Here is an 11,419-nt window from a genome sequence, read left to right on the forward strand (position 1 = left end):
TCGATAGCCATTTTTTTGCTATCCAAACAAGATGTTGATCTTGAGCGCTTTCCTTTAAAAGGATTTCAAGTCCATATTTTGTTCATTGTTTGGGCTCCTAAAATTTCATAAAATTTTTTTCATGTAATACCGTTTATGTCCAGTGGGGCAATCCTCAAGAATACCGAATATCTTATAGCCATGCTTTAAATAGAAATCTTTTGCCTGGAGGTTAAATGTATCTAAATGGATCAATTTGGCGCCCATAGCTCTAGCATCAGCTTCAACTTGATTAAGTAATAAAGCGCCTAATCCTTTGAGCCTATGATTTTCTTCCACAAAAAGCACATTAATAGCCAAGCATTCTCCTAGATAAAAACAGCTTCTAACGCCAGCAATAATCAAGCTATTTTCTTTGATAACATAATCTTTCAAAACTTCAGTATCGCCATGAAATGAAAATTGCTGGGCAACAAAAGCATTAATTTTATCATTGAGTGCTTCTGCTTCACCGTTTGTAGCAGGAGATAATTCGTAAGCAGATTTAATTGTGTTCATAACTTCTTTCTCATCTTTAAATAAGGGATATTATCTTCATCGAAATAATTACCCTCTGCCATATATCCATTTTTCAGATAAAAATTCACTGCTGAATCACGTGCATGACAGTAAATAGTTCTGAATACAACATCCAAATTCATTTACAATACCTTCTTGAGAAAAAATCGTGAATGTTCATACCAATATTTTTTTATTTCTCCTATGCGTTGATATCCATTTTTTAAATAAAAATCTTCTGCTTGAAAATCCAAAGTATCTGTTATTGAGAAAATGCAACCTTGTTTGATGGCTTCTTGCTCCGCAGCATTCATTAATTTTGAGCCATATCCTTGTTTTCTGAGTTTTTCATCGACCCACAATGCTTCTATATAAACTGATTCTTTATCAAAATGTGCTTGTATTCCACCCAAAACATTCCCTGAATCATTTTTTAAAAATACTGAAAATTCTTTATCCCTAGGCTCTCCCATGATACGTTCATTGGAGGAAATTAATCCTTCCATTACAGTATCATTATCAAATTGACTGGGACTATGATCGATAACAATTTCCAATTGGTCAGATTGATCATATTTATGATTCAACACCTTCTTCATAAAGAATCTCTTATGGCCTTTGGGGCAGTCGTCTAAAACGCCAAATACTTCATAACCCTGTTTGAGGTAAAAGTCTTTAGCCTGAAAATCAAATGTATCTAGATGAGCTAGGGTTGCCCCAAGTTTCTTAGCCTCGTTTTCTGCATGGCTGAGCAGTTTACTACCCAGACCGGTTTTATAATATTTTTCGTCTACTGCTAAAATATCTACAAACAGGATACCCCAACAATACATCAGAGATGTAATACCCGCGATAATTACCCCACTATCATCTTTTATAGAAAAATTTAAATTTATAAAAGGTTGTTCCTGGATAAATGGTACTTGGCTGTTATTGTATGATGTTATTTTACTTCCTATAACATCTATTTCATTTGGCTGGACTTTAACAATATGAAATGGTTCGATATCAAATGATAAAACCCAATCTGCCAATTCTTGAGCAACCTCATGCAAAGCAAGATCGGTTGTATCGAGGATTTGTACATTCGCAACTTCTTCATAACTTTTAAGAGCAGATAATCGGCTAAAATCCATGATACTTGCAGTATCTTCTTGGATAACATGTTGCATCCATTGCGGATCTTGATGATGCATACGCAGCCAAGATGACCAATTCAGCATGTTTTGATCAACACCGTAGGTACTACGCTTTTTGAGTCGTTGAATTCTTTGAAAATCGCTGACGTCTAAGAGACAGAAGTTGATTTTATCTATTTGCTTGGCTGAAGGACAGCTCAGTATTTCGCCCAAAACAATTTGACCAAGCAAACAAGCGTCTTTTCCATCACTCAATAATTTTTGCAACCACTTCTCTGTGGATTCTTGACGCCATTTTTTATCAGCACCTTCGGGTACACCTATATCATCAAAATCATAAACAGCGATATCACCTCCCAAAAGTTCTTTCAAATGTGATATTACTGCTGTTTTTCCGCTGCCACTGGCGCCGCCTATAAAATATAATCTCATAAAATTTTCCTCGTATTATAAGAGTCATATGCTCTCTCTATGGCACCATTCGGCAGAAAAACTGGCTGTAAGTGTTCAAAGCATTGCATTCGATCGTCACCACCTTCATCAGACAGAAAAATGTATTCACAATAATCGCCGATATCTTGGATGATACGCTCGAAGCGGTAATAAGCGATTACATCCCAATCTATCTTTGTTTGGCCATAGCCCTGATAAAATAATGACTCCTCGGCAAAAACTGTGCGACCGCTGCCCCAAATACCGGCTCCGATAAACATTAAATCACGTTCTTTAGGAGCAAAGATAAGGGTATCCCAATCAACAATATAAAAAACTGCTTCTTTATCAACAATCAGGTTCCAGCCATGCATATCTGCATGGCATAAAACATAGTTGAGGGGTTGTTTTTGGATCGTGATCGCAAGCTTTGCAGCGTGCTCAAGCAGTTTGAGTATTTCGTTCCTTTTGGATTTCAGGAACATGGCCATTTGTACAGCGACAGGCTCTTCAAAAATTTCATTTTCAATACGCATCAAAAATGCTTTGACGGTTTCTCTCCATTTGGAAGAGAACGCTTCCCGCGGTATATCTTTTGTTATTGATGAAGGAGTATCGGTGGTATGCAGCCTTTTAATTGCCACCCCAAATTGGGCCCATTGATCTTCCGATAGTTTGGCTTCGACACCATTACGCCCTTCAACATAGGGGTAGAGAATCGCCTTGAAGGATCCCAAGCTCGCCCAAAGTTGCCTTGTCTTGGTTGGAAGCGGAGGAATCACTTGTTTGACACCTAGATCCGCCAAGTATTTCGGAACTAATACCGAAGCCTCTAAAAATTCACCACTTCTTAATTTAAGAAAATAATCCGTTTGGTTGCTTGTTGTAATGCGATAAACAGCCGTATTAAAGTCAGCTCCAATAGGTAGAAATAAAATGGTTGCTACCTCTAGCCCATAGGCATCCTGTAAACATGTAATGATTGCTTCATCGTTAAGATCAGGTTTTATTAGCATAGTCTTTGTACCCCAAAATCAGCACTCATGGTTTCCTCGAATAAATATTGTTTTTAAAAAGAGGCTCAAACCCCAGTTTTTGATAGACTCCAAGCCCTGAATCAGAGGACTCTAAAAAGCAATATTGAGCACCTAATCTTTTTGCTTCGGATAGTACATAACGCATGAGCGCGCTAGCATATCCTTTGCCTTGAAATTTAGGCTGGGTTCCCACATCATCTATTCTTGCAATGCTGTTGTCGCACATTGATAAGGTAATCGACGCGATGGGTTTTTCCTGTTTGTATAAGCTGAAATGGCGAAGATTAATATTCTTTTTTATGGCAGTTTCATGGGTGATTGCATAGATCGAACAAATTTCAAATGTAGATTCGAATGCGCCTATCAATGGGATCATCCAGTCATTTAATTGATCATCATTCGATTTAATCACTGTTTCATCGGTAAGATTGGCAGTTTGATCAAATGAAAATTTATCTAGGTCCACAAGCATTGAAACCGATTTGCTTTTCTGGGAATAACCTATGGTATTTAAAATATCTATTATTTGAGGCGTGCACAATTCTTGTGGAATGATCACATCAAAAGAAAGGTTATCTTGGTCGAAAAACTGCTTTCCTTGGATTAAAATTTTATCCAGGGCATTTGTGTTTCTTGTAATGTAGATAAAATTGAGTTCAGCACCGCCGGTCATATAAGCATGAGCGCTGGTTTCTAGATCCATGCATTTTGAGGAAATACCTCTGAAAAAATAATCCTCAGCTTGGCGGTATAAATCTATTAACGGAGCGTTCATATGCCACTCCCATCTCTTGATTCAAATGCGTGTTGTTGAAGTTTCAGCAAATAAAAACCCTCCCACTTGTGTTTTCCAAAGAGCTGCAAATACACCACCCTGTTTTTTTGTTAAAAGCTCAAGCCTGCCTTGTTCAACTATCTCCCCATTATCAATAACCACAATGGTATCCACTTCCTGCAATGTTGAAAGTCGATGTGAAATAATCAATGTTGTTTTATCTTTCATTACTTCATGCAATGCTTTTTGGATGGCTTGTTCCGTTTCAGTGTCTAATGAAGAGGTTGCCTCATCAAGAATTAGAATTTTCGTATTTCTAAGGAATGCCCTAGCAATAGAAATGCGTTGTTTTTGTCCACCTGAGAGTTTTAAACCACGCTCACCAACAAGTGTGTTATATTGTTCCGGCAAGTTCATAATAAAGTCATGACAATTGGCTTTTTTTGCTGCACTAATCACTTCATCTTTGGTTGCAGTATCGTTAGCAAAGTGTATATTATCAAAAATACTTCGATGAAATAATTGCGTTTCCTGAGGAATAATTGTTATTTGTGAACGAAGAGATTTGAACTGCACTTCGCTTATCCTTTGTTTATCAATAACGATATTTCCTGAAGATGGTTCTACAAGACGCAGTAATAATTTCAAAAGTGTTGATTTACCACTGCCTGACTTACCTACAAGCCCAATTTTTTCTCCTGCAGCAATAGATAAATTAAGTTGATTAAAAAGGAATGCCGAATTAGGATATGAGAAGTTTATGTTGTCAAAAATAATTTCACCTTTTGAAACCTGTAATGGAGGGACGTTAGGTTTATCAATAATGGCATGAGGAATTTTAATGAAGCTTAATGCATCATTACATGCGCCAATAAGTTGGTGTACTTTCAAAATTTGCTGTCCTAATCCAAATATCATCATCAAACATGAGAGCGCAATACTAAGTACTAAAGCAAAATCACCTGCATGAATAGAATGTTTTTGAGCTCCATATATTAGCGCACCCACAAATGCTGATATTAATGCAGTGACTAAACACCCCTGATAAAAGAATACTTTAATCATTTGGCATTGTATTTTTTTCTCGGATTTTGCTACTTCAGTGACTGATTTTTGAATCGTTTTAGACTCTTTAGTACTACCTGAAAATAATATGGTGCTAGAAATATTGCTAATAGAGTCAGAAAGGTATCCGCTTAATTTTGTTTTGGCATTCGCTAGTTCTGCTGAGGAGGTTTGTGTTGTATCTGCAGTAATAAATGAGATACCTACAAATAGAATTGCCCAAATAAAGAGAATCAATGCATAAATACCACCTACAAATAGATACAGAGTGAGCACAGCAATTAAAATTCCCAAAATAGAGTTATAGATCCAACCTGAAGCGATTTTAAGTAATTCCTCAATATTTTCAGAAATATCTATTATTTTTTTGGTTAATGTACCCGAGAAATTACTTTCAAAAAATTCATAGGAATGACCTAATAAGTACTCAAACATATCTTTTTTAATGTCCGATTTCATTGAGGGGTATAAACAGGCCTCAAAATACTCTTTTGATCTAACAGCAATGTTAGTTACCATGGGCATCATTGCGTAAAATATGGCAGGCCAGAGGATAAGGGATAAAAACTGTTGGCTTGAATTATAATTACTTACAATAGAAACCATTTTTCCTAATAAATAGGGAGAGATCGAACCTTCTAATGCATAAATTGTAAACATTGCAAGTATGCCAATCATAAGACGCTTATTCTTTTTTATCTTTAGATAACGACTTATAAAATGGCGTAATGTCGATGGGATCTCTGGGTTATAATTCATATAGTGGGCCTTCTAATGTTGGATTTTTATCATCCCATTTGGTCTTGTTCCCTGAAATTGAACTACAATCTTAAACTGGTTCACCCAGTTTATATTTATATATCTTCGCAGATGACTTGATAGAAAAATGACGGTCAGAGTTATATGTGTAGCGACAATTAAAATGTCTTATTTTTATTCTATTTTTTGGAACTTAAACAAGGTCATGATTATACCATCAAAAAATCAAAATCTATCAAGTCATCTTCGTTAACCTAATGGCTTACTTCCCAAGGGCTTCCATAACTTTGTTGACATCTTCCTCAATAATTTTATTGATTTCCAAAGCATCATCTGAATAACCAACAGATTCAACAACCGTCGTTGCAACTTCTTCATAAAAAGCATCTCGTTCGCGATGTTGTTTTTCCAAGAAACTCTTCATATCATCCACCGGAAGTGATGGAACTCGTCCATTTTGCATACGACCAAGTTGAGTTGGAATAGAGACTTTCAAATAAACAACAAATTCAGAGGATAACAATTCCCGACATTGTTCGCTTGATACAACACACTCTTCCAATAAAACAACAACATTTTCTTTTCCAGTACAATGAGCAATGATGTCTGCTTGACAGCGATTAAATGCGGCTTCACCTTGCTCACCAAGAATATCTCGTGTCTGCCGGCCAATGTAACGTTCAATACTTGGGTTTGCATCGACTATTTGCCATCCTAATTTTTTAGCCAATGCTTCTGTAAATATAAACTTGCCTGCCCCCATATGGCCAACAATGAAGATACGCTTTGTCATTTTTTATACCTCTTTTTAGTTTTTGTATAAACTTTTTTCCAATAATTTAAATCAAACGAGCAAAAATAACATAAATAAAGAAGATGCCGCTAATATTACCACTGATGAAACCAACATAAACCAACCAAATTTCTTTGTCTGTTGTGACAGATCACGTGCCTCTGCCAATGAAACAGATATCATCCTGTCTATAGATTGAACCGATGCGTTAGTAGATTCCAGCAATAATTTGGCCATTGCCTCTTTACTACCCGCAAGGGCTGCATTAATAATTTTTTCAGCTTTTTCCTTTGCATCGTCTCTCCATTGAGAGGAAATGCTCTCCATTTCCTCTCTGAACTCTGTCAACATAGCTGCTTGGGCCTGCCGGGATTCTTCGATCAATCTATCATTCATAGTCTGCAGTATGAGAATCGGATCATCCTTGTTTAAAACCACACCATGTCTGACGGCGATCTCCTGGATAGCTGCATCAAATTTATCTGACATTAAATCACCCTGGCATTATCTAATTGACTAAACAGCTGATCACGAACAATTTTTAATCGCTGGCGAGTCATGATGCTTTTCTCTGGCATACCCAGGACTTCATCAAAGGTCAGCTTTTGTTGCAACATCTCGGTAAGATCCCAGCCGTAGGTTTCCTTTTTCAGATCGGGGATTTGAATTAAGGCTGATATTTTGTCTTTGTTATCTCGGTAGGCTTTCAGTTGTTCAAATGCTCTGCCTTCATGCTCTATGGCTCCCCAATAGGGATTGAGCCAGACGACAAACTGGGCTTCGTTTTCAAATTGGTCGATCAGTTGGGCGAAGCCGTTAATGGTGTCGAACATGGCTTGGCCGCCGGTGATGACGGTGTGGATCACCATTTCATGACCTAATTCCTGCAGCAAGGCCGGAACCTGGTTACTGATGAGGTAGTGTGATAGCGGTACAAAGGAACTGGCGCCATTATCGATGACTACATCGTTAGTTGCTGGGGCAATTTTTTCGATGAGGCTATCGAATAGCCGGGGGTTGATTTCGTCACCGCTCATGACCTGGATATGATCGACATTTAGGGCCTTAAAGCCATGAAAGGTTGAATTGATGGGGTCGGTGTCAATGCAGAGTGGGGCTTGGCCTTTGTAGTGTTTGTATTGGGCTGTGGTTGCTGAAATAAATGATTTGCCAACACCGCCTTTGCCTTGCAGTGTGATGTGAATTTTTGCCATTACAAGAGTTCCTCCAAATTGGGTTTTGGATTAAAAGTAAAGCCGCGAATTTCATTTTTTGCTTTACTTTTAGCCTGTTCATCTTCCTTGGTGTTTTCCTGCATAGACGGCTTTTTTTCTGCAGCAATCAAACGTGCTACATAGCCACAAAATGTTTTATATGAAAATGAGATTTTGCCTTCCTCAACTAAGGTTTCCCAGACAAGCTTTATGGACCAGCCGTCATTTAGCGCTGAAGCTATATCTTTTTTTAGCGCGAGAAAAGCGGCTTTATTTACAGATTTGTCAGAGGCTTTCCTTTTTATCTGCTTGGCTGCGATTCGTTCGCTGAGGGAGTTTCCCATGTCATACCGTCAATTTATTATTGTTCTCTCTGATGGTATGAAATATTGCGCTACTCTGCAATAGCCTATGTTAGTTTCTTTCCTTTTGGCGTAATTAAATATCTTCTTAATAAGATAAATGTGTAATTTAACGCCATTATTGGTAATAATCCGTAATTAATAGGGGTTTTAACGAAATAACCTTGAAATTACGTAAAATTACCTGATATTATGAAGTCAAATGAACTTAAAACACTGGGCAAGATAGGTGAAGTTAGCTAACCAGCAAGCTGGCTACCAAACTTCACTTAGCCTTATTCGCACCTTCGGTGCTCAACGGGAATCCAGTGATTTGAGGCCATAACCAGATACCCAAAGGATTGCATAACCACTTTATTTAAGAGGTCAGCATCCTTATGGACGATAAAACTAAATCCCCCACCAGAAAAAATGGGCGTCACCTTCGTGTTCCTGTTCTTCCCAATGAAGAATCGCAAATTAAAGCCAATGCGGCTAATGCCGGTTTGTCTATTGCGGAATACCTAAGACGTATAAGTCTTGGGTACCAGCTGCAAAGTGCAATTGATAAAGACCATGTAATCCAGCTTGCCAAAATCAATGCAGATGTCGGCAGACTTGGTGGACTGTTAAAACTTTGGTTGACCCAAGATAAGCGCGTCGCGCATTTTGACCATGCCACGATAATGACCCTGTTAAATAAAATTCGGATCTTGCAGGAGACAATGTTGCAGGTGGTGAAAAAGCTATGATTGTTCGCCATATCCCAATGAAAACCGCACGACTTAGCAGCTTTTCAGGCCTGGTCCAATACATCACCAATCCCCAGGATAAACAGGAACGGGTGGGAAAGATTAGCTTATCCAATTGTAACAGTATCGATCCCACTTGGGCGGTTCAGGAAGTCTTAGCAACTCAAGCCAAAAATCAACGGGCTACAGCGGATAAAACTTATCATTTATTGATCTCTTTTGCCCCGAGAGAGATCCTGTCTGATAAACTGTTGAACATTATCGAAGACCGGGTTGTCTCCTCTATTGGGCTTAAAGAGCACCAGAGAATCAGCACCGTCCATCATGATACGGATAATCTTCATATCCATGTCGCCATCAATAAAATCCACCCCAAAACCCTCAACATGATTGAGCCATACAGGGTTTATAAAATTTTTGCGGAGGTGGCAACCCAATTGGAAATTGAGTATGGACTGGAAATAACCAATCATCAATCACGAAAGGGACGGTCTGAAAATTTAGCCGATGATATGGAGCAGCATTCTGGTATTGAAAGCTTGATTAACTGGATGAAACGCCATTGTAAGGATCAACTAGAGGCGGCCAGCAGCTGGAATGAGCTTCACCAAACACTGGCAGCGCATGAGTTGGCAATTAAGCTCAGAGCCAATGGATTTGTTTTCTGTGACAAGAAGGGGCTAATGGTTAAAGCCAGTTCCGTTTCCCGCAATTTTTCCAAAAAGAACCTACTGTCCAAACTGGGGGAATTTACACCTGCCTCATTTCAGATTGAGGTCGGTTCAAAAAATACTTATCGCTATGAACCACTTAGTAAGACTATGTTCAATTCCGAGCTGTATGCCCGTTATCGTGATGAAAGGCTTAAGAACAAAATCATCCTTGCAGACAAGCTCAAAACACTACGTAGAACTAAGGCTGGTTCCATTGAAAAAGCCAAAAAACGAGCCAGGCTAAAAAGAAAGGCCTTGAAATTGATGAAAATGCCGATCATTCAAAAAAAACTTCTGTATGGGCAAATCAGCAAGACCCTCCTGGATGAGATTGAGAGAATTCGCAACAACTATTCCACCCAGCGCCAAAACCAGATTAACCGGCATCAGAATCGAACCTGGGCTGATTGGTTGAGGTATAAGGCAGAGACTGGGGATCTGGATGCTTTAACCGCACTGCGTTTTCAAAATCGAAAGAACAAAGGCAAATACTCTCTGTCCGGGGGCAGAGCAGATACATCCCCAACCGATCTCAATATCCTTGACTCGATCACCAAAGAAGGCACAGAGATATACAAAATTGATAAGGCCGTCATCAGAAATAATGGCCATGAGGTCAAAATTTCTAAAGGCGGTTCGATTGAAACATTAATAAAAGCCTTGGAAATGGCGCAGCGGCAATATGGCAACTGTATTCGGGTAAATGGCTCGCCGCTATTTAAAAAAATTATCCTGCAAATAGTGATTCAACATAACATCCCAATCACCTTCGCTGATCCAGATATTGAAGCCCAACGAACCAAATTGAAACAGGAGACCAACAATGAACATGCAAGACGAAACCGATATGGTAATGGAAGAGGAACTTCTGGAAACGATGAAGCTGCTAGAACAGGAGGCCGAAGACAGTGGGGGAAAACAAGAACAAAGCCCAACCCTTACCGCACTTGCTGCGGCACGCCGGCCGAAAATCAAAACGGCCTGCGAGACCTGTCCCAACTCGATGTGGTTCAGCTCACCGCAAGAGGTGAAGTGCTATTGCAGGATAATGCACCTGATAAGCTGGAGCGCAAAAGAGTCAAACCTGATAACCATGTGCGATGGTAATTTTTTAGGCTAAATAGTTCCTCTGAGGTGGGTAGTTGCATCATTATATTTCATGCTTCATCCAGATATCTAGCAACCTTGGAACCACATGTTGCACACTCGCCTTCAAGCGTAATTGTTCTGCCACTTTCTATGGCCACAGGGGATATCATTCTGCATACCCCACTGCATTGACCACACCAAACATTATTTAAAATCAACTCTTTCTGTTTTACCTTTTCCCATAACTGGAGCGCTTTTTTGGTCCCATGAACACCTGCATTTTCTGGAATCATAGTTCTTTTTTTTGCTAAATCCCAGTAGCGCATCAACTCATCAAATGATTTGCCCTGTAAATTATCCAAACCCTGCTCTTTAGCAATGACCTTCATGGCATTTAACCGATATTCAAATTTATTCAGGCTTTTTCGCAGGGTAAGCTCGGTATCAAAGTTACAATAAGTGCATAAGGAAAATACTGCGTGCATTAAATCACCTATTTCATCCTGCAAGGCATCTCTTTTGTCCTTTGCCTCCAGATGTTCTTCAATTTCCAGACACTCGTTGCGAATTTGCGCCATGATTTGAGCTTTGGTTTCCCATTGTAGGCCAAAAAGAACGGCTTCTTTTTCTAAATTATCAACATCATCAAAAATGGTTTTCTTCATAGATTAGCTATACTCCAAAAAAACATCAGCCAATGCATCCAGCGTTGCAAAATCTTATTGCGGAATGAGATGTTGCAACTTATTGTAAAAGCATCAAAGCCGTTAGTA

General features: G+C 38.9%; 12 protein-coding genes. 2 read left to right on the forward strand and 10 right to left on the reverse strand.

The genetic code is table 11. The features are described 5' to 3' along the window. Nucleotides 1-105: 105 nt before the first annotated feature. The 9 genes from Lsan_RS14015 to Lsan_RS14055 all read right to left on the reverse strand — a co-directional run bounded on the left by Lsan_RS14015 (nt 106) and on the right by Lsan_RS14055 (nt 8,095). Entirely contained in the window at nt 106-537 is a 432-nt protein-coding gene (locus tag Lsan_RS14015; RefSeq protein ID WP_006871069.1) for a GNAT family N-acetyltransferase, read from the reverse strand. A 143-nt stretch (nt 538-680) separates the two neighbouring features. After that, on the reverse strand, nt 681-2,108 hold the full coding sequence (locus Lsan_RS21285; RefSeq protein WP_006871067.1) for a GNAT family N-acetyltransferase: 1,428 nt from the start codon (nt 2,106-2,108) through the stop codon (nt 681-683). Beyond that, complete coding sequence (locus Lsan_RS14025) at nt 2,105-3,124, reverse strand: phosphotransferase enzyme family protein (RefSeq protein WP_006871066.1); 1,020 nt, start codon at nt 3,122-3,124, stop codon at nt 2,105-2,107. The genes Lsan_RS21285 and Lsan_RS14025 overlap by 4 nt, the downstream gene beginning before the upstream one ends. 25 nt (nt 3,125-3,149) lie before the next feature. Then, the gene (locus Lsan_RS14030; RefSeq protein WP_006871065.1) at nt 3,150-3,920 is read right to left on the reverse strand and encodes a GNAT family N-acetyltransferase; all 771 of its coding nucleotides are present in this window, start codon (nt 3,918-3,920) and stop codon (nt 3,150-3,152) included. 21 nt (nt 3,921-3,941) lie between these two features. After that, complete coding sequence (locus Lsan_RS14035) at nt 3,942-5,744, reverse strand: ABC transporter ATP-binding protein (RefSeq protein ID WP_040535135.1); 1,803 nt, start codon at nt 5,742-5,744, stop codon at nt 3,942-3,944. A 262-nt stretch (nt 5,745-6,006) separates the two neighbouring features. Beyond that, nucleotides 6,007-6,537 (reverse strand): shikimate kinase, encoded by a 531-nt coding sequence (locus Lsan_RS14040; RefSeq protein ID WP_006871063.1) that lies wholly within the window; start codon nt 6,535-6,537, stop codon nt 6,007-6,009. Nucleotides 6,538-6,588: 51 nt separating this feature from the next. Beyond that, a complete protein-coding gene (locus Lsan_RS14045; protein WP_006871062.1) occupies nt 6,589-7,026 on the reverse strand; it encodes a conjugal transfer protein TraM in 438 nt (145 codons plus the stop codon). Continuing rightward, the gene (locus tag Lsan_RS14050) at nt 7,026-7,751 is read right to left on the reverse strand and encodes an ArsA-related P-loop ATPase (RefSeq protein WP_006871061.1); all 726 of its coding nucleotides are present in this window, start codon (nt 7,749-7,751) and stop codon (nt 7,026-7,028) included. Before Lsan_RS14050 ends, Lsan_RS14045 begins: the two co-directional genes overlap by 1 nt. Beyond that, nucleotides 7,751-8,095, reverse strand: a complete 345-nt coding sequence (locus Lsan_RS14055) for a TraK family protein (RefSeq protein ID WP_006871060.1) — start codon at nt 8,093-8,095, stop codon at nt 7,751-7,753. Before Lsan_RS14055 ends, Lsan_RS14050 begins: the two co-directional genes overlap by 1 nt. 395 nt (nt 8,096-8,490) lie before the next feature. Here Lsan_RS14055 and traJ point away from each other — a divergent pair, with 395 nt between their 5' ends. Both traJ and traI read left to right on the forward strand, forming a co-directional pair. Then, nucleotides 8,491-8,844, forward strand: coding sequence for a conjugal transfer transcriptional regulator TraJ (gene traJ, locus Lsan_RS14060; RefSeq protein ID WP_006871058.1), 354 nt, complete (start codon nt 8,491-8,493; stop codon nt 8,842-8,844). Then, entirely contained in the window at nt 8,841-10,664 is a 1,824-nt protein-coding gene (gene traI / locus Lsan_RS14065; protein ID WP_006871057.1) for a TraI/MobA(P) family conjugative relaxase, read from the forward strand. The genes traJ and traI overlap by 4 nt, the downstream gene beginning before the upstream one ends. Nucleotides 10,665-10,714: 50 nt before the next feature. Here traI and Lsan_RS14070 read toward each other — a convergent pair whose 3' ends face one another. After that, the gene (locus Lsan_RS14070; RefSeq protein ID WP_006871056.1) at nt 10,715-11,311 is read right to left on the reverse strand and encodes a MazG nucleotide pyrophosphohydrolase domain-containing protein; all 597 of its coding nucleotides are present in this window, start codon (nt 11,309-11,311) and stop codon (nt 10,715-10,717) included. Between the last annotated feature and the right edge of the window lie 108 nt (nt 11,312-11,419).

This window comes from Legionella santicrucis, from assembly GCF_001468135.1.
Taxonomy (GTDB): Bacteria; Pseudomonadota; Gammaproteobacteria; order Legionellales; family Legionellaceae; genus Legionella; species Legionella santicrucis.

What these genes read in the sequence shown, in the direction of transcription:
- traI (WP_006871057.1), top strand. Translation starts at nt 8,841, where the DNA reads ATGATTGTTCGCCATATCCCAATGAAAACCGCACGACTTAGCAGCTTT.
- Lsan_RS14055 (WP_006871060.1), bottom strand. Translation starts at nt 8,095, where the DNA reads ATGGGAAACTCCCTCAGCGAACGAATCGCAGCCAAGCAGATAAAAAGG.
- traJ (WP_006871058.1), top strand. Translation starts at nt 8,491, where the DNA reads ATGGACGATAAAACTAAATCCCCCACCAGAAAAAATGGGCGTCACCTT.
- Lsan_RS14045 (WP_006871062.1), bottom strand. Translation starts at nt 7,026, where the DNA reads ATGTCAGATAAATTTGATGCAGCTATCCAGGAGATCGCCGTCAGACAT.
- Lsan_RS14015 (WP_006871069.1), bottom strand. Translation starts at nt 537, where the DNA reads ATGAACACAATTAAATCTGCTTACGAATTATCTCCTGCTACAAACGGT.
- Lsan_RS21285 (WP_006871067.1), bottom strand. Translation starts at nt 2,108, where the DNA reads ATGAGATTATATTTTATAGGCGGCGCCAGTGGCAGCGGAAAAACAGCA.
- Lsan_RS14030 (WP_006871065.1), bottom strand. Translation starts at nt 3,920, where the DNA reads ATGAACGCTCCGTTAATAGATTTATACCGCCAAGCTGAGGATTATTTT.
- Lsan_RS14070 (WP_006871056.1), bottom strand. Translation starts at nt 11,311, where the DNA reads ATGAAGAAAACCATTTTTGATGATGTTGATAATTTAGAAAAAGAAGCC.
- Lsan_RS14035 (WP_040535135.1), bottom strand. Translation starts at nt 5,744, where the DNA reads ATGAATTATAACCCAGAGATCCCATCGACATTACGCCATTTTATAAGT.
- Lsan_RS14025 (WP_006871066.1), bottom strand. Translation starts at nt 3,124, where the DNA reads ATGCTAATAAAACCTGATCTTAACGATGAAGCAATCATTACATGTTTA.
- Lsan_RS14040 (WP_006871063.1), bottom strand. Translation starts at nt 6,537, where the DNA reads ATGACAAAGCGTATCTTCATTGTTGGCCATATGGGGGCAGGCAAGTTT.
- Lsan_RS14050 (WP_006871061.1), bottom strand. Translation starts at nt 7,751, where the DNA reads ATGGCAAAAATTCACATCACACTGCAAGGCAAAGGCGGTGTTGGCAAA.